Annotated in this window: 25 protein-coding genes; 11 read left to right on the forward strand and 14 right to left on the reverse strand. The window is 66.3% G+C overall.

The window, feature by feature from the left end; genetic code table 11:
- Positions 1–29 precede the first annotated feature (29 nt).
- Entirely contained in the window at positions 30–1,343 is a 1,314-nt protein-coding gene (locus P0Y59_17215; protein WEJ98671.1) for a hemolysin family protein, read from the reverse strand.
- Between the two features lie 148 nt (positions 1,344–1,491).
- Between P0Y59_17215 and P0Y59_17220 the strand changes: the two genes are divergently transcribed.
- Positions 1,492–2,169 carry an OmpA family protein gene (locus tag P0Y59_17220; protein WEJ98672.1) on the forward strand — a complete coding sequence of 226 codons (678 nt, stop codon included), beginning with the start codon at positions 1,492–1,494 and terminating at the stop codon, positions 2,167–2,169.
- Positions 2,170–2,202: 33 nt separating this feature from the next.
- Here P0Y59_17220 and P0Y59_17225 read toward each other — a convergent pair whose 3' ends face one another.
- Positions 2,203–2,631: a nucleoside deaminase gene (locus P0Y59_17225; GenBank protein WEK02609.1), complete on the reverse strand. Its 429-nt coding sequence runs from the start codon at positions 2,629–2,631 to the stop codon at positions 2,203–2,205.
- Between the two features lie 88 nt (positions 2,632–2,719).
- Positions 2,720–3,001 carry a hypothetical protein gene (locus P0Y59_17230; protein WEJ98673.1) on the reverse strand — a complete coding sequence of 94 codons (282 nt, stop codon included), beginning with the start codon at positions 2,999–3,001 and terminating at the stop codon, positions 2,720–2,722.
- A gap of 170 nt (positions 3,002–3,171) precedes the next feature.
- Here P0Y59_17230 and P0Y59_17235 point away from each other — a divergent pair, with 170 nt between their 5' ends.
- Positions 3,172–3,471, forward strand: a complete 300-nt coding sequence (locus P0Y59_17235) for a bL28 family ribosomal protein (protein WEJ98674.1) — start codon at positions 3,172–3,174, stop codon at positions 3,469–3,471.
- Between the two features lie 75 nt (positions 3,472–3,546).
- Here the strand turns inward: P0Y59_17235 and P0Y59_17240 are convergent, their stop codons facing one another.
- The gene (locus P0Y59_17240) at positions 3,547–4,530 is read right to left on the reverse strand and encodes an esterase-like activity of phytase family protein (protein WEK02610.1); all 984 of its coding nucleotides are present in this window, start codon (positions 4,528–4,530) and stop codon (positions 3,547–3,549) included.
- A gap of 141 nt (positions 4,531–4,671) precedes the next feature.
- Here P0Y59_17240 and P0Y59_17245 point away from each other — a divergent pair, with 141 nt between their 5' ends.
- Positions 4,672–5,064, forward strand: a complete 393-nt coding sequence (locus P0Y59_17245) for a glycine zipper 2TM domain-containing protein (GenBank protein WEJ98675.1) — start codon at positions 4,672–4,674, stop codon at positions 5,062–5,064.
- 211 nt (positions 5,065–5,275) lie between these two features.
- Here P0Y59_17245 and phbB read toward each other — a convergent pair whose 3' ends face one another.
- The 4 genes from phbB to P0Y59_17265 all read right to left on the reverse strand — a co-directional run bounded on the left by phbB (position 5,276) and on the right by P0Y59_17265 (position 11,058).
- Complete coding sequence (gene phbB / locus P0Y59_17250) at positions 5,276–5,998, reverse strand: acetoacetyl-CoA reductase (GenBank protein ID WEJ98676.1); 723 nt, start codon at positions 5,996–5,998, stop codon at positions 5,276–5,278.
- 31 nt (positions 5,999–6,029) lie between these two features.
- Complete coding sequence (hemH, locus tag P0Y59_17255; protein ID WEJ98677.1) at positions 6,030–7,037, reverse strand: ferrochelatase; 1,008 nt, start codon at positions 7,035–7,037, stop codon at positions 6,030–6,032.
- Complete coding sequence (locus P0Y59_17260; protein WEJ98678.1) at positions 7,034–9,274, reverse strand: molybdopterin-dependent oxidoreductase; 2,241 nt, start codon at positions 9,272–9,274, stop codon at positions 7,034–7,036. Before P0Y59_17260 ends, hemH begins: the two co-directional genes overlap by 4 nt.
- Positions 9,275–9,354: 80 nt before the next feature.
- The gene (locus tag P0Y59_17265) at positions 9,355–11,058 is read right to left on the reverse strand and encodes a class I adenylate-forming enzyme family protein (protein WEJ98679.1); all 1,704 of its coding nucleotides are present in this window, start codon (positions 11,056–11,058) and stop codon (positions 9,355–9,357) included.
- A 65-nt stretch (positions 11,059–11,123) separates the two neighbouring features.
- Here P0Y59_17265 and lgt point away from each other — a divergent pair, with 65 nt between their 5' ends.
- Genes lgt through pgeF form a run of 5 tightly spaced genes read left to right on the forward strand, consistent with a single transcriptional unit; the run spans position 11,124 to position 14,924 of the window.
- Complete coding sequence (gene lgt, locus P0Y59_17270) at positions 11,124–12,002, forward strand: prolipoprotein diacylglyceryl transferase (GenBank protein ID WEJ98680.1); 879 nt, start codon at positions 11,124–11,126, stop codon at positions 12,000–12,002.
- Positions 12,003–12,059: 57 nt separating this feature from the next.
- Complete coding sequence (locus P0Y59_17275; protein WEJ98681.1) at positions 12,060–13,145, forward strand: SAM-dependent methyltransferase; 1,086 nt, start codon at positions 12,060–12,062, stop codon at positions 13,143–13,145.
- The gene (locus P0Y59_17280) at positions 13,142–13,651 is read left to right on the forward strand and encodes a GNAT family N-acetyltransferase (protein ID WEJ98682.1); all 510 of its coding nucleotides are present in this window, start codon (positions 13,142–13,144) and stop codon (positions 13,649–13,651) included. Before P0Y59_17275 ends, P0Y59_17280 begins: the two co-directional genes overlap by 4 nt.
- Positions 13,648–14,166 carry a GNAT family N-acetyltransferase gene (locus P0Y59_17285; protein WEJ98683.1) on the forward strand — a complete coding sequence of 173 codons (519 nt, stop codon included), beginning with the start codon at positions 13,648–13,650 and terminating at the stop codon, positions 14,164–14,166. The genes P0Y59_17280 and P0Y59_17285 overlap by 4 nt, the downstream gene beginning before the upstream one ends.
- Positions 14,163–14,924, forward strand: a complete 762-nt coding sequence (pgeF, locus tag P0Y59_17290; GenBank protein ID WEJ98684.1) for a peptidoglycan editing factor PgeF — start codon at positions 14,163–14,165, stop codon at positions 14,922–14,924. Before P0Y59_17285 ends, pgeF begins: the two co-directional genes overlap by 4 nt.
- Positions 14,925–15,353: 429 nt before the next feature.
- Here the strand turns inward: pgeF and P0Y59_17295 are convergent, their stop codons facing one another.
- Positions 15,354–16,502, reverse strand: a complete 1,149-nt coding sequence (locus P0Y59_17295) for a glycosyl hydrolase family 28-related protein (GenBank protein ID WEJ98685.1) — start codon at positions 16,500–16,502, stop codon at positions 15,354–15,356.
- A 231-nt stretch (positions 16,503–16,733) separates the two neighbouring features.
- Here P0Y59_17295 and P0Y59_17300 point away from each other — a divergent pair, with 231 nt between their 5' ends.
- Together P0Y59_17300 and P0Y59_17305 are read left to right on the forward strand one after the other, a co-directional pair.
- The gene (locus tag P0Y59_17300; protein ID WEJ98686.1) at positions 16,734–18,062 is read left to right on the forward strand and encodes a cystathionine gamma-synthase family protein; all 1,329 of its coding nucleotides are present in this window, start codon (positions 16,734–16,736) and stop codon (positions 18,060–18,062) included.
- A 502-nt stretch (positions 18,063–18,564) separates the two neighbouring features.
- Entirely contained in the window at positions 18,565–18,732 is a 168-nt protein-coding gene (locus P0Y59_17305; protein WEJ98687.1) for a hypothetical protein, read from the forward strand.
- Positions 18,733–18,903: 171 nt separating this feature from the next.
- On the opposite strand, the gene P0Y59_17310 is transcribed toward P0Y59_17305, so the two are convergent.
- The 5 genes from P0Y59_17310 to P0Y59_17330 all read right to left on the reverse strand — a co-directional run bounded on the left by P0Y59_17310 (position 18,904) and on the right by P0Y59_17330 (position 24,664).
- Positions 18,904–20,838, reverse strand: coding sequence for an asparagine synthase-related protein (locus P0Y59_17310; GenBank protein ID WEJ98688.1), 1,935 nt, complete (start codon positions 20,836–20,838; stop codon positions 18,904–18,906).
- Positions 20,839–20,880: 42 nt separating this feature from the next.
- On the reverse strand, positions 20,881–21,171 hold the full coding sequence (locus P0Y59_17315; GenBank protein WEJ98689.1) for a PqqD family protein: 291 nt from the start codon (positions 21,169–21,171) through the stop codon (positions 20,881–20,883).
- Complete coding sequence (locus P0Y59_17320) at positions 21,168–22,112, reverse strand: hypothetical protein (GenBank protein WEJ98690.1); 945 nt, start codon at positions 22,110–22,112, stop codon at positions 21,168–21,170. The genes P0Y59_17315 and P0Y59_17320 overlap by 4 nt, the downstream gene beginning before the upstream one ends.
- 4 nt (positions 22,113–22,116) lie before the next feature.
- Positions 22,117–23,229, reverse strand: coding sequence for a thioredoxin domain-containing protein (locus P0Y59_17325; protein ID WEJ98691.1), 1,113 nt, complete (start codon positions 23,227–23,229; stop codon positions 22,117–22,119).
- Between the two features lie 214 nt (positions 23,230–23,443).
- Entirely contained in the window at positions 23,444–24,664 is a 1,221-nt protein-coding gene (locus P0Y59_17330; GenBank protein ID WEJ98692.1) for a nucleotidyltransferase family protein, read from the reverse strand.
- Between the two features lie 44 nt (positions 24,665–24,708).
- Between P0Y59_17330 and P0Y59_17335 the strand changes: the two genes are divergently transcribed.
- On the forward strand, positions 24,709–24,840 hold the full coding sequence (locus P0Y59_17335) for a hypothetical protein (GenBank protein WEJ98693.1): 132 nt from the start codon (positions 24,709–24,711) through the stop codon (positions 24,838–24,840).
- The last annotated feature ends 6 nt before the right edge of the window (positions 24,841–24,846 follow it).

Consider the following 24,846-nt stretch of genomic DNA (forward strand, 5'->3'; position numbering starts at 1 on the left):
CTCTTCCGTTCCCGTCCTGGGGGTTCTTCCTAGCGCTTTTTCCGCGCCTCGCTCACCAGCAGCTTGTCGATCCTCCGCCCGTCGAGATCGACCACCTCGAACTTCCAGCCCTGCTCGATGAAGCTCTCGCCTTCGCCGGGCAGATGGCGGAACACGGCCAGCGCAAGGCCTGCGACGGTCGCATAGTCGCGGTCTTCGGGCAGATCGATACCGAGCCGTTCGGCCAGCGCGTCGGCCGCCATCTGGCCGGCGACCAGCAGCGATCCGTCGTCGCGCTCGACCACCGACGGCGCATCGTCCGGATCGGTATCCGACGCGAATTCGCCGGCGATCGCCGCCAGCAGGTCGGCGGGCGTCACGATCCCTTCGAAATGCCCATATTCGTCATGGATCAGCGCCATCGGCACCTCGGCCTGGCGCAGCGCGTCGAGCGCGTCCATCGCATCGATCTGGTCGAGCACGACCGGCGCCTGGCGCATCAGCACGCGCAGATCGAGCGGCTCGCCCTTGAACAGGGCCACCGCGATATCGCGCGCCTGGACGACGCCGATCACCGCATCGACCGATCCGTCGGCGACCGGCATGCGGCTGTGCGACGCGGCCATCAGGGCGGCGCGGATCCCGGCGTCGTCAAGCGTCGCGTCGATCCATTCGACATCGGTACGCGGCGTCATCACCTCCCGCACCGGCCGGTCGGCCAGCCGGACCACGCCCGAGATGATCGAGCGCTCATGCTCCTCGATCACGCCGGACTTGGATGCCTCGGCGACGATCAGGTGGAGTTCCTCCGCCGTCACATGATCCTCGGTCTCACGGGTCAGCCCCATCAGGCGGAACAGCGCGCCGCTCGACGAATCGAGCAGCCAGACGACCGGCGCCGTCGCCCAGGCGAGGGTGCTGAGCGGGCCAGCCATGAGCGCGGCGATCGGCTCCGGCGCACGCAGGGCGATCTGCTTGGGCACCAGTTCGCCCACGACCAGCGAGGCATAGGTGGTGATCGCGATGACGATGCCGAAGCCGATCGTCTGCGCGGCGTCCCCGGACAGGCCGAGAAAGCCAAGCCGCGCGGCGACGGGGCCGCCCAGGCTCGCGCCCGAATAGGCACCGGCCAGGATGCCGATCAGCGTGATGCCGATCTGGGTGGTCGACAGGAACTTGCCCGGGTCTGACGCCAGCGCCAGCGCGGTACGGGCGCCGCGCTTCTTCGCCCGGGCCATTGCCTCGAGCCGCGGCTTGCGCGACGAGACGATCGCGAGCTCCGCCATCGCGAAAACACCGTTCAGCACGATCAGCGCGAGGATGATCGCGACGTCGATCCAGGGGAAGGGGGGAAGCGGTGCCATGGCGCGCATCCAGTCTTTGGCCGGTTTCTCGCGCCGGCACAACCGCCCGAAGACGCGAAGTTCGAATCGATGGCGGAACAAGCCGAGGGCAAAGTGTGTTTGACCCCGGTCGGAGGTCGCCATTGCGCGTCCAAGGGGAGAAAAGAATATGAAGGCTTCGAATCGGGTCCTCGCCGTTGCCGCTCTCGCAGCGCTGGTGACGACGAGCGCCTGCACCACTGATCCGGTCACCGGCGAGCGCCGCCTTTCCAAGACAGCGATCGGCGGCATCGGCGGCGCGCTGGGCGGCTATCTGATCGGCGACATCGTCGGCGGCCGCAACGACCGGACCGCGAAGATCCTCGGTGCCGGCATCGGCGGAATCGCCGGTGCTGGCATCGGCGCGTATATGGACAAGCAGGAGCATGACCTGCGCACGCGCACCGCGGGAACCGACGTGCAGGTCATCCGCCAGGGCGACGACCTGATCCTCAACATCCCGTCGGGAATCAACTTCGCCCATAACAGCGCGATGGTGGCGCCCCAGTTCCGGCGGACGCTCGACCAGGTCGGCCAGGTGCTCGGCCAGTATGACCGCACCTATGTCGACATCTACGGCCATACCGATTCGACCGGCAGCGAATCCTATAATCAGGACCTGTCCGAACGCCGGGCTGAATCGGTGGCCGACTATCTCACGACACGCGGCGTGCGATCAGCGCGAATCGGCATTCGCGGCTTTGGCGAAATGCAGCCGATCGCCTCGAACGAGACCGAGCAGGGCCGCGCCGCGAATCGCCGGGTCGAGATCAAGATCGTGCCGATCCCCGAAAGCGACCTGCGCTGACCGGAAAGCCTCTCCCGCCGGGGAGAGGCCGGCTCAACGCCGCGCCGCGAAGAAATCCCTGAGCAGCGCGGCTGATTCGCCCTCCCCGATCCCGGGATATATTTCGGGGCGGTGATGCACGGTCGGCTGGGCGAAGAGCCGCGGACCATGCTCGACCGCGCCGCCCTTCGGGTCGCTGGCGCCGTAATAGAGCCGCGCGATCCGGGCATGGGCGATAGCACCTGCGCACATCGCGCAGGGCTCGAGCGTCACCCACAGGTCGCAGTCGGACAGCCGCTCGCCGCCGATCGCCTCGGCGGCGGCGCGAATCGCCAGCATCTCGGCATGGGCGGTCGGATCGTGCAGGGCGCGCGGCGCGTTCGCCGCGACCGCCAGGATCCTGCCGTCGAGCACCACGGCCGCGCCGACGGGCACTTCGCCCTCGGCGGCTGCCTTGGCGGCGGCATCGAGCGCCGCACGCATCGGGACTGGAATGGGGAACATCCCCCCTCTTGCCCCAGCATCGCCGCCCGGACCAGCCCGGGCGGCGGCGCAGGGCTGCGCCATGAAGTTATTGGGCGCTGTTGGCCGCGACGTCGCCGGGCTTGTTCATTTTCACCGTCGGCACGGTGATGGTCTTCTCCGTGGTGGTGACGGTAGGCACTTCGATCGTCTTGTTGGTGGTGCCGACGCTCACCGTCGCGAGATTCGCGTCGACCGACGGCGCGGCGCCGCCATTGACGCTGACGGTCGGCAATGAGCCGGGAGTTGTCTTGAGCGTCAACAGGCCGAGCGAGAGCAGGATGGCAACCACGACGGCGGCGATTCCGACCAGGGCTAGCAGTGCGCGCATGGGCATTCTCCAATCGAGGTAATCGAATCGTTAGCGTAATAACGCCGCGCCACCGCACTAGGTTGCATGGGGAAAGGCTGAATCGGTTGACGCCCTGTCCCGTTACGGCTATCCGCGCCGCCTTTACGGGACCAGCCAGCACGGTCTGGCCGAAACTCAGGATACGACACATGTCGCGCATTTGCGAGCTGACCGGCAAGGGCCGGCTGGTGGGAAACAACGTCTCCCACGCCAACAACAAGACCAAGCGTACCTTTCTGCCGAATCTGCAGAACGTCACGCTGATGTCGGAAGCCCTGGGCACCAGCGTCAAGCTGCGCGTCTCCACGCACGGCCTGCGTTCGGTCGAGCATGTCGGCGGCCTGGACAACTGGCTGGTGAAGACCTCGGACGACAAGCTGTCGCTCCGCGCACGCCGCCTGAAGCGCGACGTCCGCAAGAAGCTCGGCACCGTCGCGGTGGCCGCCTAACCTTTTCGATTACAATCGAAAAACGCCGGCCTGCTTCCCTCCGGGGAAGCGGGCCTGTCGCGTTTGCGCCTTCGCTCAGCGCGATTCGGGTTCAAGCCTGAACTTGAGCAGCAGGCTGCGCTGCAGGAACAGCTGATTGTCGTCCGACACGATCCAGACGATCGTCGCCTTGCCCTCGCGCGTCACCACCAATCCTTCGAAATTGTCGTGGATCAGCGGGCTCGCCAGCGTCGCGATCTCCCGCCCGCGGACCACCGCGCCCGGCCGAATCGCCGCTTGATCGATCACCGTCAGCTTTGTCGAAAAGGTGAACGGCAGCGCGAATCGCCGGTTGAGGATCAGCAGCCTGCCATCGGGCAGCACGGCCATGTCGCTCGGATCATAGCGATTCGGCGGCACATAGCTGAAGCGGAACCCGGTATCGGGTCGCAAGGTGGGATCGCCCGAAAAACGAATCGCCGCCCTGCCCTTGTGCCCCGGCCAGGGTTGCCGCTCCCCGATCACGATGAATCCGCCATCGGGCAGGCGCGCCATCGCTTCCGCCCCGGTATTCGCTGGCCAGCCGGCCATGGCCCGCGGCGCGGCATGCGCCTCGCTTCGTCGAAGGTCCCGCGAAAATCGCCAGATTTCGTTCGCCCGCTCGAAGCCGACCCAGACCTGGCCGGTCTTCGGATCCACCGTCATCGATTCGCTGTCGCGGTCCTGCTTCGACCAGCCAGTGCCCGGCCCGGCGGGAAGCTCGGCGAAGCTGCGGTCGCTCAGCCGCCCGCGCGAATCCATCCGGAAGCGCACGATGCTGCCCCCGTCGCTCAACAGGGTGAAACGGTCGCCCGTGACGGCCATCGCAGAGAATCCACCAAAGGCCGGATCAGGGCTGGTGAGTTCCACGCCACCGAGCCAGGTCAGTTGCCCGACCCGTTTCAGGCCGGGATTGGCGTCGTCCAGCCCGACCCGCCTCGCCTCGAACCGGGGGACTGGCCCGAGTAGCGGCAGCCTCTTCTCCCCCATCCATGGCGGTATCAGGAAGAGTAGTAGCAGGACTGACTGGAGGATGCGCATCCCCATCGCCCTGATCGACCTGCACCGCTCGCGCAACCGGCATCCGCTTCATGAACATTGCCTAACGACTCCATTCAGGACGGGCTCAAGCCGGGGCCGACATAAGAGGCCCAACGACACGGCATCCAGAGGAGACACGCCATGCTCAAGAAGCTTTCTCTCGCCGGTGCGGCGATCGCCATGACCGCCACCGTGCTGATCCCCGCGACGCCGGCCGCCGCGCAGCGCTACGAGCGCGAGTATCGCGGCGACGGTTATGATCGCGGGTACGACCGCGGTTATCGCGACGACCGTGGTTATGATGATCGCGGCTATGACGATCGCCGGGGCTATCGCGGCTATGACCGCAACCGTCGCAACCGTTGCAACAATGACGGCGGCACCGTGATCGGCGCGATCGCTGGCGGCCTGCTCGGCAACACGGTTGCCGGCCGCGGCGATCGCCTGCTGGGCACCGTGCTCGGCGCCGGTGCCGGCGCACTGGCTGGTCGCGCGATCGCCCGGTCGGACGATCCGCGTTATTGCCGCCGCTAACGAAATCCCTCGCGTGGTGTAACGAGGGCGAGGGCCGGTGCCGCGAGGCGCCGGCCCTCATCCTTTCTGGGGCTCTCCCCGGTCGGGGACAGGACATTCCAACGGCGCGTCGGCGGCAAAGCCGCCGTCGGTCGGGTGGGCAGGCCCACCCGCCGGCCGTACCGATTGCTGCGCTTCGCGCATCGGCGGCACGTGGTGCCGCCTGCAATCGTCAGTACATATGCTGCCCGCCATTGATCGACAGCGTCGATCCGGTCACGAACCCGCCCTCTTCCGAACACAGGAACGCGACGCCCCGTGCGATCTCATGCGCCTGGCCGAGGCGACCGACCGGGATCTTCGCCACGATCTTCTCCAGCACGTCGGCCGGCACCGCAGCGACCATGTCGGTGTCGATATAGCCGGGCGCGATCGCGTTGACCGTCACCCCGGCCCGCGCGCCTTCCTGCGCCAGCGCCTTGGTGAAGCCGTGGATGCCCGATTTGGCGGCGGCATAATTGACCTGGCCATATTGGCCCGCCTGTCCGTTGATCGACCCGATATTGACGATCCGCCCCCATTTGCGCTCCCGCATGCCGGGGAACACCGCCTTGGCCATGTTGAAGCAACCGCCGAGATTGGTGTCCATGACCTCCTTCCACATCTGGTAGGTCATCTTCAGGATCGTGCCGTCACGCGTGATGCCGGCATTATTGACCACCACATCGACCGGGCCGAGTTCGGCAGCGACCCTGGCGCAGCCTTCCTGGCAGGCATCATAGTCGCCCACGTCCCATTTGTACGCGGCGATACCGGTACGCTCGGTGAACTCCCGGGCACGCTCGTCATTGCCGGCATAATTGGCGGCGACGGTCATTCCCAGATCCTTGAGCGCAAGACTGATCGCCTCACCGATTCCGCGGGTGCCGCCAGTGACGATCGCTACGCGTGCCATATACTTCTCTCCCGTTAGCCGTTGGGCAAGGCTAGGCGGGCAGGTTCCAGCCTTCAAGCTCCCGTTGCAGCAGAATGCGCAACATTTTCACCCCGACGTCGCTGTCGTTGAGGCAGGGTAGATAGGCGAAGTCGGTCCCGCCGGCCGCCACGAAGCTTTCGCGCCCGCGAATATCGAGCTCCTCGAGTGTCTCCAGGCAATCGGCGGAGAAGCCGGGCGAGACGATCGCCACCTTCTTCACGCCCTTGCCCGGCAATGCCTCCAGCGTCCTGTCGGTCGCCGGCTCAAGCCATTTCGCCCGGCCGAAGCGCGACTGGAAGGCGACGATCAGTTCCCGGCCCAGCGCCTCGCCGAGCAGCCTGGCCGTCTTGCGGCACTGGCAATGATAGGGATCGCCCAGTTCCAATGTACGCTGCGGCATACCGTGGAAGCTCGCGACGATCGCCTCCGGCGCGAAATCCAGCGCGGCGAGCGATGCCTCGACCGAGTCCTTCAGCGCGGCGATATAGGCCGGATCGTCATGATACGGCGGCAGGGTCCGGATCGCTGGCTGCCAGCGCATGTCCGCCAGCGCCGCAAAGGCCCTGTCGTTGGCGGTCGCCGTCGTCGCCGCGCAATATTGCGGATAGAGCGGCGCGATCAGGATTCGATCGCACCCGGCCTCCTTCAGCGCCGCGAGCCGGCCGGCGATCGCCGGATTGCCGTATCGCATCGCCCAGTCGACCATCACGCCCGGCCCGAACGCGCCCCGCAGCGCCGTGGCCTGGGCCCGGGTGATCGCCGCCAGCGGTGAACCGTCCTCGCGCCAGACCTGCGCATAGGCATGCGCCGATTTTTTCGGCCGCGTGTTCAGGATGATACCGCGCAATATCGGTTGCCACAGGATCGGTGGTATCTCCACCACGCGCCGGTCGGACAGGAATTCGGCGAGATAGCGTTTGACCGCCCCGGCATCGGCCGCGTCGGGCGTACCGAGGTTGACCAGCAGCACGCCGATCCTGCGTGGCGGGATGGCCGGATGGCCGGCGGGCGAAGTCATGCCTCGCCGGGGGTCAGCGGAAGGGAACGCATGCGGAAGCCCGTAGAGGCCTGGAGCGCATTGGCAATGGCCGGCGCGATCGGGGGCACGCCCAGTTCGCCGACGCCGCCGGGATCGGCCTCGCTGCGGATCATCTCGACCGTGATGTCGGGCGTATCGGCCAGGCGCGGCAGGGCGATGTCGCCGAAAGTGCGCGCATCGGCGACATTCTCGGTGAAGGTCGTCGCGCCGCCCAGCGCCGCCGCCATGCCGAAGATCAGCCCGCCCTCGATCTGCTGGCGCACCACGTCCGGATTGATCTGCCGCCCGCAATCGACCGCGGCGACGATCCGGTCGACCACCGGCACCTGACCCTCGTCGATATGCGCCTCGGCCAGCACCGCGATATGGCTGCCGCGAAAGCTGTGGCAGGCAATGCCCTGGCCGCTGCCCGGGATACCGCCTTCCCAGCCGCCCAGTGACGCGGCGGTCGACAGGCAGCGTGCCAGCCTTGCATCGCCGCCCAGCATGCCGATGCGGAACGACAGGGGTTCAGTGCCGGCGACATGCGCCAGTTCGTCGAGAAAGCATTCAGTGAAGAAGGAAGTGTAGCTGTGTGCGCCCGACCGCCAATGACCGGTCGGCACGCCGATCTCGGCCGGATGATGGTCGATCGCATAGGCCGGGATACGGTAGATCGGCTTGGCGCCAGCGACCGCATAGGCATCGCCCACCGCCGGGAGGGCAAGCGCCGCGCGCGCCGCCTTGTCGCCCCCCATCAGCCGCCCGGCAAGCTCGCGCCCCGTGGTCGGCGCGGCGATCTTGGCGAGCCAGCCGAGGATCTGCCCGTTGGGCCCGAGCCGCGCCGACATCCGCGCCGCGGCGGGCGGGCGGTAGCGGTCGTGCATCATGTCCTCGCTGCGCGACCAGACGAGCTGGACCGGGCGCTTCAGCTTCTCCGCGAGGATCGCTGCCTGCTCAGCGGCGAGATGTTCGAGATTGGCGCCGAACGATCCGCCGATCAGCATCGGATAGACCACGACATTGTCCTCCGACAGGCCGAGCACCGCCGCCGCCGCCGCACGGGCGAGGCCCGGCGCCTGGGTCGGCAGCCAGAGCTGAAGCCTGCCGTCGGCATAGTGCGCGGTCGCCGTCATCGTCTCGACCGCCGCGTGAACCGCGAGACCGGCGCTATATTCGGCGGTGACCAGCCGGGCCCCCTTGAACGCTGCCGAGAGATCGCCCTCGGCCGCCATGCGCTCGCCCGGCCCGTCGAGCGCGGCGGTCAGCGCGTCGTCGATGCTGCTCGAGCTGATGATCGCGCCGCGCGTCTGAAAGCGTGGCCGCATCGCCGCGAGCGCCTGGTTGGCCGCCCACCAGTTGCTGCCGATCGCGGCAACCCAATTGTCGTTGGTCGCGACCGACAGCACGCCGCGGATTCGCCCGGCGGCGGCGCGATCGACGCTGATCAGCTTCGTGTCGCCGACCGGCCCCTGGCGGATCGCGGCGAAGACCATGTCGGGCAGGCGGACATCCCCCGCGAAATTGGCCGAACCATCGACCTTGGACGGCACGTCGAGCCGGGGCAGCGACTGGCCGAGCAGGCGATTTGCCTCGCCGCTGCGCAACGGCAACGGATTGGGCAGCGTTCCGCCTGCCGCCTCGGCCGCGATCTCCCCGAAGCGTATCCGGTCTGTACCATGGATGACGAAACCGCCGGTCGTGCCGCAGGCCTGCCAGTCGACCTTCCAGCGCTTCGCCGCCGCCTTGCACAACAGCACCCGCGCGGCCGCGCCCGCGTCGCGCAGATCGTCCTCGAACGCGCGCACCGAGGTCGATCCGCCGGTCAGCACCAGCGCGGTGCGCGACGCATGGCCCGAACGAAGCGGCGCCGGCAAGGCATCGAACACGCCTTCGAACAGCACGTCAGCCGCCATCGGATTGGCGTAGAGCGGGTTGAGCGGCGCCGGCTGAACCGCGACGGTGCGCCAGTCGGCGCCGAGTTCGTCGGCGAGGATCTGCGGCAGGGTGGTATAGACGCCCTGGCCATGCTCGGCCTGCGCCACCGCCACCGTGACATGCCCGTCCAGGCCGATCTTGAGCCACGCGCCGAAGACCGTCTCGCCCTTCGCCGCCGTCAGGTTGGGTGCATAGCTGCGCGGCCAGACGCCCCAGGCGACGAACAGGCCGACCCCCACGCCACCGCCGATCAGCAGCGACCGCCGGTTGATGTTCGGAAGTGCGTCACTGACCGCCATCATGCTGCTCTATCGTGGTGGAGAAGGCGGTGGAAGGGTGACGCCAAATACTTCCCGTTCGTGTCAACAGCGCTGGCTGATCAGCCGGCAGCCACCGCCTCGGCCGCGGCGATCGCCTGGTATTTCGCGCGCAGCCCGACCTTGTCGATCTTCTCGGTCCCGAGCCGGGGCAACGGCTCCTCCGACGTCCAGATCCGCTGCGGCACCTTGAACGCGGCGATATGCGCATAGAGATAGGCGCAGAGCTGCTCCGGCGTCAGTTCCTCGCCGTCGCGATACTTCACCACCGCACCCGGCACCTCGCCGAAACGCTCGTCCGGCAGGCCGAACACCGCCGCCTCGGCGACGGCGGGATTCTGGTAGATCGCCGCCTCGACTTCCTGGCACGAGATATTCTCGCCGCCGCGGATGATGATGTCCTTCTTGCGGTCGACGATGAACAGATAGCCGTCCTCGTCGAGATAGCCGATATCGCCGGTCAGGAAATAGCGGTCGGCGGTGAAGGCAGCGGCGGTCGCCTCGGGCCGGTTCCAATATTCCTTGAAGTTCGCGACCGACCGGATCCCCACTTCGCCCCGCGCACCGGCGGCTACCGGCCGCCCCATCGCATCGAGGATGGCGAGGTCGACCAGCGGCGCAGAGGCGCGGCCGGTCGAATTGGGCTTGGCGAGATAATTGTCGCGCCAGTTGCCGCAACCGATGCCGTTGGTCTCGGTCAGGCCGTAGCCGAGCAGCGGCGCGCCGCCCATTTCCTCCTTGATCCGCCTGACATGCTCGACCGGGCGCGGCGCGCCCCCGGCGGCGAAATCGGTGACGGTGGAGAGATTGTAGTTCGACCGGTTGGGGTGAGTCAGGATCTCGAAGCTCATCAGCGGCACGCCGACGAAATAGGTGATCCCCTCCGCCTCGATCAGCCGCATCGCCTCCTCGGCGTCCCATTTCGGCATCAGCACCAGCTTGCGGCCCATGGCGAAGCTCTGGAGGAATACCGGCACCTCCGCCGTCACATGGAACAGCGGCACGTTGAGCAGCGTCGCCGGCTGGCCCTCTGGCGGATTGCCGTCCTTCATCGCGATGCCGAGCATCACCAGCGCCTGGGCCAGATAGTTGAACACCCCCTGCAGCACGGCGCGGTGATCGCTGAGCGCGCCCTTCGACTGGCCCGTCGATCCGGAGGTGAACAGGATCGTCGCAGGATCGTCACCCGTCAGCGGGGGCAGCGCGACCTTGGGCCAGCTATGCGTGACGGTCGACATCGCCTGAGCGAGCGGCTGGCCGTCGTCGATCTCGACGACCGGCACCGTGGCGCCCTCGATCGCCGCGAGCCGCTTCGCGCGCGGCGGATCGGCGAACACCAGCGTGCAATCGACATCGGCGATCGCCTCGGACAGCTCGGCCGACTGCCACCAGCCGTTGAGCAGGGTCGCGATCCCGCCCGCCATGGTGATGCCCATATAGAGCGTGATCCATGACGGCGAGTTGCGCATCGCGATCCCGACCCGGTCGCCCTTCTGCAACCCGTCGCCGACCAGCGTTCGCGCGACCTTCTCCGCCTCGGCATACACCTCGGCGAAGGTCAGCCGCTCCTCGCCCGCGACCAGGAATATCTTGTCCTTATGCTCGGCCGAATAATGCGCGAAATAATAGGGCAGGGCCGGCGGGACGGTCGCGATCAGCGGCAAATCGACCCCGTTCAGGGCGATCGACCCGAGCGCCAGCGGGGCGCCCTCCCCCGTCAGAGCGGCCAGCCCTTCGTCCATTCGCCGGTCAAGCTCAGTGCGCATCGCTCTCTCCACTTGGTCTTGTCGTTCCCCGCCTTTATGGAGACGCGAACCCTTGGGGAAAAGCCTTGATCCTGACCACGCTCGCCAGCGCGCAGAACCACCTCCATTTCGACAGCCTCGGGCTCAAGCCCGTGGCGCTGTCGCTCGGCTTCTTCGACATCAAATGGTATTCGCTCGCCTATATCTCGGGCATCCTGCTCGGCTGGTGGTACCTGCTCAGGCTGATCGCGCAGCCCGGCAGCCCGATGGCGCGCCGACATGCCGACGATCTCGTCTTCTACGCGACGCTCGGCATCATCCTGGGCGGGCGGCTCGGCTATGCGCTCTTCTACGCGCCCGGCATGTTCCTCAACCCGCTTCAGATCCTCAAGCTGTGGGACGGCGGCATGTCCTTCCATGGCGGGATGATCGGCACCTCGCTCGGCATCATCCTGTTCGCCCGGCGCCACAAGCTCGACTGGCTGCGAATCCACGATTATCTCGCCTGCTGCGTTCCCTTCGGCCTGTTCTTCGGCCGGCTCGCCAATTTCGTGAACGGCGAGCTGTGGGGCAAGCCGAGCGACGTCGCCTGGGCGATCGTCTTCCCGCGCACCGTGATCGGCGGCATGGATCCTGCGCGGCACCCGAGCCAGCTCTACGAGGCCGGGCTCGAGGGAATCGTTCTGTTCGCGATCCTGTGGTTCGCCTTCTGGCGCACCAAGGCGCGCTACGATCCGGGCAAGCTCGTCGGCCTGTTCCTGCTGTTCTACGGCCTCGCGCGCTTCACGGTGGAGTTCTTCCGCGAGCCCGATTCGCAGTTCGCCGGCACCTTCTTCGCGACGACCATCCATATGGGCCAGCTACTGACCCTGCCGATGATCGCCGGCGGCCTCTATCTGATCGCGACATCGAAGAAGCGCCGCCAGCGCGTCGAACCGATCGCCGGGAGCGAGAGCGTCGCCTGATCTTCCTCCCCTCCCGCTTGCGGGTGGGGGCGGGGGAGGGCATGCCCGCCACGCATTATGAGTCCTCCAAGCCCTCCCCTAACCCCTCCCGCAAGCGGGGGGGGATCTGAACCCAGCCTCGCCGATCGTCTCGCCCGCGCGGTAACGCTGGCGGGGCCGATCTCGATCGCCCAGTTCATGGCGGCCGCCAACGCGCATTATTACGCGACGCGCGATCCGCTCGGGGCAGCGGGGGATTTCACCACCGCGCCCGAGATCAGCCAGATGTTCGGCGAGCTGATCGGCCTGTGGTGCGCCGACCTGTGGGATCGCGCCGGACGTCCCGACATCGCCTGGGTCGAGCTCGGCCCCGGGCGCGGCACGCTCGCCGGCGATGCCCTTCGCGCGATGGCCATGACGGGGCTGACCCCGCCCGTCCATTTCGTCGAGACCAGCCCGACGCTCCGCGCCGCCCAGGCGGAGCGCGTGCCGGGAGCCGCCTGGCATGACGATGTCTCCACCCTGCCCGCCGACCGGCCGCTCATCGTGATCGCCAATGAGTTCTTCGACGCGCTGCCGATCCGCCAGCTCGTCCGCGCGCTCGACGTCTGGCACGAGCGTTTCGTCGCCTGCCAGGACCTGCTGTTCCTGCCGATCGCGGGCAGGCAGGTGCCTGACGAGATCATCCCCGAAACGCTGCGCGACGCTGCGCCGGGATCGGTCATCGAGACATCCCCGGCCAGCGTCGCGGTGATGCGCGCCCTGGCCGGTGCCGTCGCGCGACAGGGCGGCGCTGTACTCGCGATCGACTATGGCTATGAGGGGCCGGCGATCGGCGACACGCTCCAGGCGGTGCGCGGCCACCGTTTCGCCAATCCCTTCGACTTGCCGGGAGAGCAGGATCTGACCGCCCATGTAGATTTTGCGACGCTTGCCAGCGCCGCCCAGGCGGAGGGCGTGCATGCCTTCGGCCCCATTGGCCAGGGCACGCTGCTGAGCGCGCTCGGCATCGACGCGCGCGCCGCCGCGCTCGCCCGGACGGCACCCGACCGCGCCGAATCGATCGCCGCCGATCGCGAGCGGCTGACGGTCGCGATGGGGACGCTGTTCAAGGCGCTGGCGCTCACCGCGCCCGGCTGGCCGGCACCGGCGGCCTTTTCATGATCAGCTATCGCGATGCCCGCACGATCGACGGCCCGGCGCTGGCCGCCATGGCCCGCCGGTCCTTCACCGAGACGTTCGGCAACCTTTATCGCCAGTCGGATCTCGCCGCGTTCCTCGACGAGGCATTCGGCGCGAACGGCCTGCCCTCACAACTGTCGGACCCCGATTTCACCGTCCGGCTTGCCCTCGACGACGGCGAGGTCATCGGCTTCGTGAAGATGGGCCCCGTCACCTTCCCCGGCGAATGGCGGCCCGACGCAATCGAGCTCTACCAATTCTATGTGCTCGGGCCCTGGCAAGGCCAGGGCGTCGCGCCGGTGATGATGGACTGGGCGCTCGAGCATTCGCGGGAGCATGGCGCGAAGGAGGTGATCCTCAGCGTCTATGTCGACAACCATCGTGCCCGGCGCTTCTACGAGCGCTACGGGTTCGAGGAGATCGGCCGCTACGCCTTCCGGGTGGGCGAGACGATCGACGACGACCGAATCATGCGGCTGGTGCTGTGATCGTCACCTATCGCGCGCCGGGGCCAGCCGACGCCCCCGCCCTGTCGGCGATGGCGCGGCAGGCATTTATCGACAGCTTCACCGGGGTGATCGACCCGGCACCGCTCGCCATCTATCTGGAGCAGGCTTACGGCCCCGCCGGCCAGATGCAGCGCGATCTGGGCGACCCCGCGATCGACTGGCGCGCCGCCTGGCTCGACGGAGCGCCGGCCGGTTATATCAAGCTCTCGGCGATGACCCTCCCCTTCGACGCCGCGCATCCGGACGCGATGGAGCTGCGGCAGCTCTATGTCGTCGAGGCGTGCAAGGGCCGGGGCGTGGCCGATGCGCTGACCGAATGGCTGATCGATACGGCCCGGTCGCGTGGAGCGCCCGAACTCTACCTCGCGGTGTTCGACCACAACCAGCGCGCCAAGCGATTCTATGCGCGGCATGGCTTTGGCGAGGTCGGGCGCTGCGATTTCGTTACCGGTCCGCAGGTCCATGACGACCGTATCTGGCGGCGCACGCTGTGAGCGGGATCGAGCTTATCCGGGCCAGGGCACTTGATGGCGTGCCGCACGGCTTTCTCGGCCGGCGCGGCGGGGTGTCGACCGGCATCCATGCCGGGCTCAATGTCGGAATCGGCTCCGACGACGATCCCGATGCCGTGACGGAGAACCGGCGGCTCGCGACCGAGGCGGTGCTGCCAGGCGCGCGGCTTCTCACGCTCTACCAGACTCATTCGGCCGATGTCGTCAGGGCGCTCACCGCGTTCGATGACCGACCGCCCGGCGACGCGCTGGTCACCGACCGGCCCGGCCTCGCCCTTGGCATCCTCACCGCCGACTGCGCGCCCGTGCTCTTCGCCGACCGCGAGGCCGGGGTGGTCGGCGCGGCGCATGCCGGATGGAAGGGAGCGATCGGCGGCGTGACCGATTCGGCGATCGCTGCGATGGAGAAGCTGGGCGCCCGGCGCGATCGAATCGCCGCCGCGATCGGCCCCTGCATCGCCCGGTCGAGCTATGAGGTCGACGACGGCTTCGCCCGGCGCTTCGACGCCGACGACCCCGCCAACGAACGCTTCTTCGCGCCTGGCAAGCCCGGCCATCACCAGTTCGACCTTGAGGCCTATGTCGCCCACCGCCTCGCCAAAGCGGGGCTCGCGCGGATCGAGATGCTCGGCCTCGACACCTATGCCGACGAGGACCGCTTCTTCAGCTTCCGCCGCGCCACCCATCGCGGCGAGCCGGGATACGGGCGGCAGATCTCGATCATCGGAATCGCCGGCTAACGGCGACATTTGTTCAACATAGCCGCTGTTTTCCAACAGTCGTTTTTTCTTCCGCTGCTATGTTTGATTCTGGGGGCGGATTTCCCATTCGACGCCAGCAACTGCCGGCCGTTACGCTGTTACGGACAACAGCGGAAGAATCGGCCAAATCTGCCCTGTGACAGCCACGATTTCTCCTGACGACAGCTAAAAATCGTCCGCTATTTCTTGCCACGATGAGAAGGAACCGGAGGGCGCGGGAACGCTCCCTCCGGCGCCATGATGGAGTGATCACCGGACGCGTTGAATCGACGAAAATCGCCGTGCTGACGATGGCCGCTCTTGCAGTTCTGCCGCAGAGAGCGGCCATTTCCTCAGACCGGGCGATATTCCCGGGTGCCCGCTCGCCCTCGGGTGACCTCGAACGGGGGCACTTTCTTTCGCGACGGCCTAGAAGCCGAGACAGTTGCGAAACAGAACACCGGAACCACTGCCATTAAAGGCACCGGCCGTGCGGTTTCCACGCAGATCAGTGCCGCAAACGAGCGCGTCTCCGGTGAATGTACCCCCGAAAACAATCCCGTATTTCTGATTGTTGACATCGCCGCCATAGCCGCCGCTTCTGCCGCCGGTGAACACGACGCCGGTTCCGCCTATGATGTTCGCGCCGTAGGTCTCGGCCGCTCCAAGCGCTGCATTGCCCAGGAAGGAAGCATTGACAAACTGGACGTCACGCACGTTCCCGATCACCATCCCATGACCGAGATTCTTCTCGGAGCGCAGGTTCGAGAATTGCAAATTCTGCGTCTGGCTACCGTCGATGATCAGGCCCCGCATATTTCCGAAGCCGATGCGGCTACCGTTCCAATTGACGGTAGTGATGCGGCCGCTCGTCCCACTGTCAAAGACTACACCATCAGATACCGAGCTGTCGAAGTCACAAGAGTCGATCCACAGATCGGTAACATATTGGCTCGCGGCGGGAGTTACACGAAGACCATAGGACGCCCGCTGCGAAACACATTTACCCAGCCATGTTGCGTCGGTCTGAGTGATGAGGAATGCGATCGTGCCGCCCCCCGCATCATTCTTATAGGTGGTGCAGGTATCGAGATACTGATTGCCTCCACCGTTGATGGCAAAGGCGGTGCTGCGGTGATCACTGATATCGATATTACGCAACCGGCAGGCGCGATTGTCACCCTGGAGGACGACTCCTTGGAAAGGGCTGTATATCCACAGATTCTCGAGCAGAATTGCGCTTTGCCCATCGATACGGATCGCTGCGCCGGCCGTCACCGTACCACTGAAATCGAGCGCCATGTCCCTCACGCCGCCACTCGTGAAAGGGGTTGCGGCAAAGAATTTGATCATGTCGTCGGTGGTGTTCGTGGAGAGGATCCGGGTCGCCCCAGTGCCTTCCCCGACCAACGTCACGTTGGCCGACGAGATCGTCAGCGTTCCCGTAATTTTATAGGTCCCCGCCGGAAAGGAGATCATACCCCCGGTCGGGGTGCTCGCAGCAATCGCATTTCTGATCGCGACCGTGTCGTCCGCAATGCCATTGCCTACCGCCCCGTAGCTAAGCACCGAAATCATTCGTTATCTCCTCGCAGGAAGTTGGAGGCTCCCCTCCAACGAACAAAAGGAGAACAAATAAAATCCTACATTGCAACCCTCCCTCTCGAGCTCAGGAGGCAGAGCTGCTTTTACGGGTTGCCCGAATGATGGTTCGTTATCCGCGAACGGCTCTTGCCGTCGCGCAACAAGGTTTCAAGTGTGACTATCTCGCGCTAGGACGGCGCACCCCCTCTCTCCCAGGACGTATCCATGGCGATCAAGAACGAAGACGAAGCCGATCTGACCGGCGTCGCGCCGCGCACCAAGCCCAAGCCGCCGATCGAGAAGATCGGCGACCGCAAGCTGAAGCCATCGACGCTGATGATGGGCCATGGCTATGATCCGATGCTGTCGGAAGGGTCGCTGAAGCCGCCGATCTTCCTGACGTCGACCTTCGTCTTCCCCAATGCCGCGGCGGGCAAGCGCCATTTCGAGGGCGTGACCGGCAAGCGCCCGGGCGGCGCCGAGGGCCTGGTCTATTCCCGCTTCAACGGGCCGAACCAGGAGATCCTCGAGGACCGTCTCGGCATCTGGGAAGATGCCGAGGATGCCCTCGCCTTTTCCTCGGGCATGTCGGCGATCGCCACCCTGTTCCTGTCGATGGTCAAGCCGGGCGACACGATCGTCCATTCGGGCCCGCTCTATGCCGCGACCGAGACGCTGATCGCGCGTATCCTCGGCCGGTTCGGCGTTCACTGGCTCGACTTCCCGGCGGGCGCGACCCGCGAGGAGATCGACGCGGTGCTGGGCAAGGCGGCGAGCGGCCGGGTCGCGCTGATCTATCTCGAAAGCCCGGCCAACCCGACCAACGCGCTGGTCGACATCCAGGCGGTCGCCGCCAGCCGCGACGCGATCTTCAAGAACGCAGCGGAAAAGCCGCCGATCGCGATCGACAACACGTTCCTCGGCCCGCTCTGGCTCAAGCCGCTCGAGCATGGCGCCGACATCGTCGTCTATTCGCTGACCAAATATGCCGGCGGCCACAGCGATCTCGTCGCGGGCGGCGTGCTGGGATCGAAGGAGCACATCAACACCATCCGGCTGATGCGCAACACGATCGGCACGATCTGCGACCCGCATACCGCGTGGATGCTGATGCGCAGCCTCGAGACGCTCGAACTGCGCATGAGCCGCGCTGGCGAGAATGCGGTGAAGGTGTGCGAGTTCCTGCGCAGCCATCCCAAGGTGGAGCGGGTCGGCTATCTCGGCTTCCTCGAGGACACGCCGGGCATGGAGCGCCAGGCCGATATCTATCGCCGCCACTGCACCGGCGCGGGATCGACCTTCTCGCTGATCGTGAAGGGCGGCGAGAAGGAAGCGTTCGCCTTCCTCGATGCGCTGAAGATCGCCAAGCTCGCGGTCAGCCTGGGCGGCACCGAGACGCTGGCCAGCCACCCGGCGGCGATGACTCATCTTTCGGTGCCCGATGCGCGCAAGCAGGCGCTGGGCATCACCGACAATCTGGTGCGTATCTCGATCGGCGTGGAGGATGCCGACGATCTGATCGCTGACTTCAAGCAGGCGCTGGACGCGATCTGACCCCCTCTTCCGTGATACCGGAACTCTCGACGAGTTCGGGACAGGCTTGTTCGGGTGTCCACTGCTCCGCCTGCGGAGCGGTGGGCGCCGGAGCAAATCCGGGCTATGGTGATACCGGACGGCAATTGCTGCCAAGACCATAGTTGGGCGATTTCAGCCATGCAGCCACCTGATGCGCTGCATGGGAAAGCCGTCATTGTCAAAAGCCTGTCGTTGATAAGGCTGAGGTCGTGAGTTCAGTCCTCGCCGACAGCACCCTTTTTTAAGCCGACTGGCCACATGATGCGAATCGCCCCGCGCGTTATAACTTGCATACAAGTATGATTCGTACAATCATCAAGGGCAATATATGAAAAAAGGGCTTCCAGCGGGCCTACCTATATCCTATAGCGCCAACCGCATATAGTATATCAACCCCGCAAAGTTAATAGCACACTTGGCCGTGACTGACTTTTATATTCAAACGACCCACGGCTTTTCTTAAACAATAGATGGATGCGATATGTCCGATACCAAGATTCCGACCGGGACCGTCTCTGACAAATTCGATATCAACCTCGTGCGCAAGGCCTGGATCGAGCCGGCATATCATACGCTCGATATTCGGGAGACCGCGAATACCGCGAACATCTGCGTTCGCAACGACGGGTTCTCTTTCAGCGATTGCTGAATTTTCTGGTTCGTTGACTCGGACCTAGAGTTGTTTCCAGCTCCGCTGGACCGGTACCAGCCCACTCCTCCACCCCGCCACCCATAGAGTGCTGCCGCCGGGTGGCCGGGAGCGGGCCGGCACCGCCACCGTTTCAGCTTTGCTGAAACAGGCACCGATCATTCGCGCGCCCTAATCATTCGCGCCATCGAAACGCCGCATGAAGCGGCCCATGGCCAGCGTCTGCAGCGTGAGCCCCTGACGTTCCGCCAGCAGCCGATCGGTCACGATCGTGTCCACTGGCCATTCTTCCCGGCTTGCGCCGGCGCGGAGCCGGTCAAGATCGATAAATGGCGCCGCATCGGGATGATCGACCAGCCTGTCGAGCTCGTCGGCGATATCGCTCCGTGCGGCATTGGCTGCGTGGCACCAGTTCGCCGCCTGGCGCCCACGTCGACGCTCGGCCAGCAGTTCGGGCGGCAGGATGCCCTGCATGGCGCGACGCAGCAGCCAGCGCTTGCGGCCGCGGTTGAGAAATTGCTCCTCGGGGATCGCAAAGCAGAATTCCATCAGCCGACGGTCGGCGGTAGGATCGCGCAAATCGATGTCGTGCGCGGCCAGCATGCCGCCCGTGACCCAGGACGCATCGTAGCGCGCCATGCGCAGGCACAGGTCACGCCGGCTTGCGGATTGAGTGGCGAAGGTCCGCACCGCCGGGCTCCTGAGCACTTGTTCCAGCTTGTACTCGGCAACCGCGGACGGCTTGATCGGCCAGAGACGCGCCAATGCCATGTCGCTGCGCCCGAATCTACGCAGCACATATTGGCGCATTTCCAAATTCACATAGGGGTCTAGGATCAGGCGCAGCAGCGCCAGTCGCGTCATGCCGCCCGCACGCAGGCCCGGCACGTGCCGCGCAAAGCCGACCCAGTCGAAGCGGCGGAGGAGCGCCGGCAACAGCATCATCCCGTCATAGCTGATGGTCTGGTTGCCCATGCCCCCCGCCAGCATCACGCGGATGCCACGCTGCCGGGCCTGGTCGTGCAGTTCCTCCCACCAGCCGGCATTGTTCACATCGCCGCGCGGTTGTTCATAATCGCGCGCATACCGGTCGAGCGCGTTCAGATCCCAGCGCTCGGGCCAGTTCACGAGCACATGCTCGACATTTGGGAAGCGGCTGGCGACCAGCGTGGCGAGCGGGCCTTCATCGCCCAGCTCGCGGTCGACCGAGGGCCCGGTCCAGCCCGGCGGCGGCACGGCCGTGAAGGCGGTCAGGCGCTCGCCCCGCGCCGCCAGCAGACGCGCCGCGGTGGCCGTGACGGTCGAACTGTCCCAGCCCGCGCTCAAGTGACTGCCGACCGGGTGGATACCGCGCATGCACGCCGTCACGGCCTGGTCGAAGACCTCGCGGAACGCCTCGACATAGTCCTCGTCGCGCGGGAAGGTTCGCGCCGGCAGGTTCTCCGGCTGCCAATAACGCTCTGCGCGCCACGCATCCGCCGTGACCGTCACCGATCCGCCGGCGGGCACGCGGTGAACACCCTGGAAAGCGCTGCTGGTCGGCTGGCGCGGCAGCGAGGCGGTGATCGCGATCAGATGGTGATGGTCGAGCGCGCGGGGAATGTCGGGCAGCGCATAGAGGGCGGAGGCCATTGTCGCGAACAGGCAACGGCCCTGGCCATGCCAGAAAAAGAGCGGGCGAGTACCGAGATGGTCGCGGGCGAGAAACAACCGGCGCTCGGTGCGATCCCATACCGCAAAGGCGAAGGCGCCGGTCAGATGGTCGAGGCAGCGGGCCTGCCAGCGCTCCCATGCGGCCAGCAGGAACCAGCTGTCAGAGCAGCCCGAGGCACCGGCATCGAGCGCGAGCGCGCGCTGCAGCTCGGCGCGATTGTCGAGACGGACATCGGCCACCAGCACATAGCGGCCATCGGCACTGATACGCGGCTGGCGATCGGAATCGTCCTCAGCGAACAGCAAGGTCGCGCGGCGGCCGAACGAGACCGATCCGCCATCCCACAGTTCCTCGCCATCGCGCCCATGCCGCGCGAGCATCGCGGTGGCGCGCGCGACAATCTCGCCCGTCGGGGCGCCGCGCCAATCGGCCATTCCCGCGATCGCCGTCATGCGTGGTAGGGTGCCGCTCCGTCCGATCCGCGGCCTGCCCGGCTAGTCATTCTCGATGTCGATCAGGTCGTCCTTCAGCCAATTCTGAAAAAGGCTGGTCACCTGCTCGCGGCAAATCGCCTCGTCCACCTCGAATTCGGCGCGCAACGCCGTCACCATCTCGTCGACGGTGCGGGGTTCATCGAGCAACTCCCACGCGACCGCCGCCGACTCGTTTAACGACAGGTAGCGGTCACCCGGCACATCGAGGATCGCGATCCCGCTGCCCAGCGTGGCGGTAAGCATGCCGTGACGGCGGGATACACGGTCGCCGGGTGAAATGGTGTGCGTCATGGAGTCTCGATCGGCGCGGGAATAAGGGTTGCCAGATGCCCTTCGAGCAAGTCGAGCGCGGCGTCAAACTTGTCCAGCGTCCAGGGCCGGTCGAACCAGTAGAGCTCAACACGGTTGGCCAGCTCCACCATTATCCGGAAGCTGCGATCGGCGAGCCCGGCGGTGAGCATCGACGCGGTCAGGCGCACGGCATCAACCAGCGGGGCGAGCGCGTCGACTGGCGCAATCCGCTGGATCCGCGGCTCCGCACCGGACGCGAGCCGGCGCGGCAGATAGAGCCGGCGCAGCGGGAGGTCGGTTCCCGCATCGGCGGGCACGGGGCGGAAGCTGCTCTTGCCATCGGCTTGCCGCGTGCCGGCGCGGAGGTGATAGGCGGACCCCAGATGTGCGGCTGCATCGTCGCGCAAACGGAGATAATCGGGGCCGCGGCCGACGCGCATGCCCGTTGGGCCCTCGATACGGGCGAGGCAGAGATCGTCGCCGTGCCAGGCATAGTCGCGCAGCGCCAGCGCCGCCGCCAGGGTCGATTTGCCCGCGCCGGAGGCACCCGCGAACCCGACGGCATTGCCACCCACCGCGATGGTCGCTGCGTGCAGTGGCAGATAGCCGCGCTGAAACCCGATCATCGACAGGCCGAGATTGGTGATGATGTTGACCAGTGCGCCGCGATCATGGTCGGGATCGGGCCGCACCACGATTCGGCGGCCATCGGTAATCCACAGCCGGGCGATGCCGGGAATCTCGCGCAGATAGGCATTGGCGGCGAACTGGCGCATCGGCTCGTCGATATCGGGCGCGGCGATCCGCTCCGGCACCTCGCCAAGCTCGACGATCACCGGGTCGGGAACGGGGCCGGAATCGCGCTCGACCACGCCGTCGAAGCGGAACGACGATCGCACCGCCAGCCCATGGATCATATAATGATGATGCTGTCCGGTCATGTCGTCACCGTTGCGCTTTTTCCTGGCGCAGTTGCGCATCCAGGATGTCGAATTCGGGGCTGGCGGGAACGCGGCGCCCGTCGATGACCAGCGCGGGGATGCCCGCCACGCCGGCCTGCTCGGCATTCAGGCGCGAGGTCAGCATCATGGTGCGCAGCGCGGTGTCGGCCAGGCAATGCCGCGCTTGCTGTGGATCGAGCCCGGCGAGCGCGGCCAGGCGCGGCACGGGATCCTTGGCGCCGACCCAACTGGTCTGCGCCGCGAGCATCGCCCTGATTACATCGATATACCGCGACGCGGGCGCGCAGCGCGCCAGCATCCCCGCGGTGAGCGCCTGTGCGTCGAGCGGATAATCGCGCACGACATAGCGTACCTGGCCGGTCGCCACCCATTTGTCGCGGAACGCGGGGAACACCCTGGCCGACCATTGGGCGCAATGCGGACAAGTGAGCGAGATATATTCGACCAGCAGGATCGGCGCCTTGTCAGATCCCAGGGTGCGGTCGTTCGCGGTGATCGGGGGGAGCGACACCGTGGTGACAGGACGGGACCGCGCGATCAGCGCGACCGGCAGGATCGCCACCAGCAAGGCCGCGCAGGCCAGCAGGCGCGTGCCGCGCGGAAACGCCGGTGGCGTGGTTGCCGCCCGTCCCTGCCAGGGCCAGCCGATGCTCAGTGCGAGCAGGCCGAGCGCCATCAAGGCTGACCAGCCAGCGATCGACACGCCGAACAGAGTGAAGCCCGCAACGTCGCACCGCGCGCGATGCTTACCCAAGGCGGCGCTGATCTCGGCATTGTCCGTCGCGACGCCGCACCAGCCGGGCGCGTCCAGCCAGCGATGCTCGAACGCGACCTGCAATCCGGCGAGCAATACGCCCACGAACAGGAGGAGCAGAACCGCGCCGTGGGCGAAGCGCGACAGGCCGGCACCAGGGCGAAGGGCGACGATTGCCGCGATCATCGCCACCAACGCGAACGGCACCATTCCGGCCTTGCCCAGGATCGTCGTGCCGGGCCCCAGATGGCGCTGCATCCACCACTGAACGAACAGGGCAAACAGCGCGCCGGCGGCGATCGCCAGGGGCCGCGCGCGCGCAACGCCGCAGATGTCGGTCAAGGTTCGATTCACTGCTGGCAAGGGAGCGTCGCGGTAGAACAACAGGACAGGTTTGCAAATGCGGGAAATGATGAAGGTCGGGCACAGCCACTGTGACCAAACCCGTTATCATGGTTACCGCAATGCGCGGCGCGCGGACGGCGATACGCATGGACGGCGTCGCACGACCGCGCGAGCACATGCGGCTGGAAGAAAGCGCGCCATTCATGACTGGTCATGCTTCGCCTCGTCCGTTCGACGCCCGCGCCGCATTGCCGATCTTGCGGAAGAGATAGGCCACCGGCCGTCGCACGAACAGAAACGGGATCATGACGTCCGGCATGTTCCAGTCCCGCCAATCCTTCTCCCGGTAGAAGAGCCGGCCGAGTTCGATCGCGACATAGCGCGGCCGGCGCTTGAGCAGCAGGCGGTAGAGCGTCGGGCGCAGCGCATTGCCCGCTGCCTGGATGGTCTCCCGGCTCTGCCGCGCAGTGCTGATCGCCAGTGCCATGTCAGCCAGCCGCACGCCATGGCGATCCTTGCCGGCTTCCTCCACCAGCGCGGCCGGCATGCCGGCCGCAATAGCCTCGATCAGCAGGATCCAGCTATGCACCAAGCTGGTCGTGCCCATGCGGCGCGCCGTGGCGCGGAGCGCTTCGATCTGCGCGGCGTCGGCCCGGCCCAGCAGCATTGCCAGGTCGGCGGCCCATTTCCAGCGCTCCCAGCCATGCCGTGCGGCATGCACGCCGAGATAATAAGGCAGATCAGCGCCACCGAGCGTCGAGACGGTGAAATCGCCCATCGCCACCGTGCCGCGGCGCTGCCACAGAGACGCGAAATCGGCCTCGACGATTGCGGTATTCGCGGACAATTTGTGATGCCGCTCGATGGTGATCCCGCTCGCTGGATGGACGAATTTCTCCTCATGCGTGAAGCGCGCACGCACGCTGCGCTGGCGTTCGGTGAGGTGCGCGGGGATAGCGGGCGCCTCGCATCCCAGATCGCGCAGCAGCCGATCGAGCCTGTCCGCCGATTGCGGATCGACCAGCAAGTCAAGGTCATGCGCCTCGCGGATCAACGGGTCGCCATATAGCTGGACCGAGAGGCAAACCCCCTTGAGCACGATCAGGTCGAGGCCTTGCTGCGCGGCACGTCGGGAGATTTCGCGAAGCAGCCTGAGTTGTTCGATAGCGCGGACGATGCAAAGCCGCTCGGCTTCCTCATAAGCCGCGCGCTGGGAGGCGTCGACGTCCGGCCACCCTGCCGCGCGCAAGGCCATCGCCGTCATCGGGCGGAGTTTATATTGCCATGCCCAGTGATGCAGCGCCTTGTGATCCAGGTCGACAAACCATTCGGCCGGCCAGTGACGGTTCGCGCCTATCGACCAGTTCGTTCCGGCGATCCTGCCGATGAGTCGTTGTTCGACGCTCATATCGGCAGCGAGACGGTCAATCACGAAGCCGCCATAGCCAACCCATTCGCAGAGGCCAACCTGTTCAGGTGCCCGGCCAACCCGACAACACCATCCGGCTGATGCGCAACACGATCGGCGTGGAGGATGCTGACGATCTGATCGCTGCCTTCAGGCGGGTGCTGGATGCGATCCGACTGCGGGATCAGGTTTTGAGCTAAGGAGAA

The organism is Candidatus Sphingomonas phytovorans (assembly GCA_029202385.1).
Classification (GTDB): domain Bacteria; phylum Pseudomonadota; class Alphaproteobacteria; order Sphingomonadales; family Sphingomonadaceae; genus Sphingomonas; species Sphingomonas phytovorans.

Excerpts from the sequence above, each read along its gene's own strand:
- P0Y59_17215 (WEJ98671.1), bottom strand. The coding sequence starts at position 1,343 with ATGGCACCGCTTCCCCCCTTCCCCTGGATCGACGTCGCGATCATCCTC.
- P0Y59_17220 (WEJ98672.1), top strand. The coding sequence starts at position 1,492 with ATGAAGGCTTCGAATCGGGTCCTCGCCGTTGCCGCTCTCGCAGCGCTG.
- P0Y59_17225 (WEK02609.1), bottom strand. The coding sequence starts at position 2,631 with ATGCGTGCGGCGCTCGATGCCGCCGCCAAGGCAGCCGCCGAGGGCGAA.
- P0Y59_17230 (WEJ98673.1), bottom strand. The coding sequence starts at position 3,001 with ATGCGCGCACTGCTAGCCCTGGTCGGAATCGCCGCCGTCGTGGTTGCC.
- P0Y59_17235 (WEJ98674.1), top strand. The coding sequence starts at position 3,172 with ATGTCGCGCATTTGCGAGCTGACCGGCAAGGGCCGGCTGGTGGGAAAC.
- P0Y59_17240 (WEK02610.1), bottom strand. The coding sequence starts at position 4,530 with ATGCGCATCCTCCAGTCAGTCCTGCTACTACTCTTCCTGATACCGCCA.
- P0Y59_17245 (WEJ98675.1), top strand. The coding sequence starts at position 4,672 with ATGCTCAAGAAGCTTTCTCTCGCCGGTGCGGCGATCGCCATGACCGCC.
- phbB (WEJ98676.1), bottom strand. The coding sequence starts at position 5,998 with ATGGCACGCGTAGCGATCGTCACTGGCGGCACCCGCGGAATCGGTGAG.
- hemH (WEJ98677.1), bottom strand. The coding sequence starts at position 7,037 with ATGACTTCGCCCGCCGGCCATCCGGCCATCCCGCCACGCAGGATCGGC.
- P0Y59_17260 (WEJ98678.1), bottom strand. The coding sequence starts at position 9,274 with ATGGCGGTCAGTGACGCACTTCCGAACATCAACCGGCGGTCGCTGCTG.
- P0Y59_17265 (WEJ98679.1), bottom strand. The coding sequence starts at position 11,058 with ATGCGCACTGAGCTTGACCGGCGAATGGACGAAGGGCTGGCCGCTCTG.
- P0Y59_17275 (WEJ98681.1), top strand. The coding sequence starts at position 12,060 with ATGAGTCCTCCAAGCCCTCCCCTAACCCCTCCCGCAAGCGGGGGGGGA.
- P0Y59_17280 (WEJ98682.1), top strand. The coding sequence starts at position 13,142 with ATGATCAGCTATCGCGATGCCCGCACGATCGACGGCCCGGCGCTGGCC.
- P0Y59_17295 (WEJ98685.1), bottom strand. The coding sequence starts at position 16,502 with ATGATTTCGGTGCTTAGCTACGGGGCGGTAGGCAATGGCATTGCGGAC.
- P0Y59_17300 (WEJ98686.1), top strand. The coding sequence starts at position 16,734 with ATGGCGATCAAGAACGAAGACGAAGCCGATCTGACCGGCGTCGCGCCG.
- P0Y59_17305 (WEJ98687.1), top strand. The coding sequence starts at position 18,565 with ATGTCCGATACCAAGATTCCGACCGGGACCGTCTCTGACAAATTCGAT.
- P0Y59_17310 (WEJ98688.1), bottom strand. The coding sequence starts at position 20,838 with ATGACGGCGATCGCGGGAATGGCCGATTGGCGCGGCGCCCCGACGGGC.
- P0Y59_17315 (WEJ98689.1), bottom strand. The coding sequence starts at position 21,171 with ATGACGCACACCATTTCACCCGGCGACCGTGTATCCCGCCGTCACGGC.
- P0Y59_17320 (WEJ98690.1), bottom strand. The coding sequence starts at position 22,112 with ATGACCGGACAGCATCATCATTATATGATCCATGGGCTGGCGGTGCGA.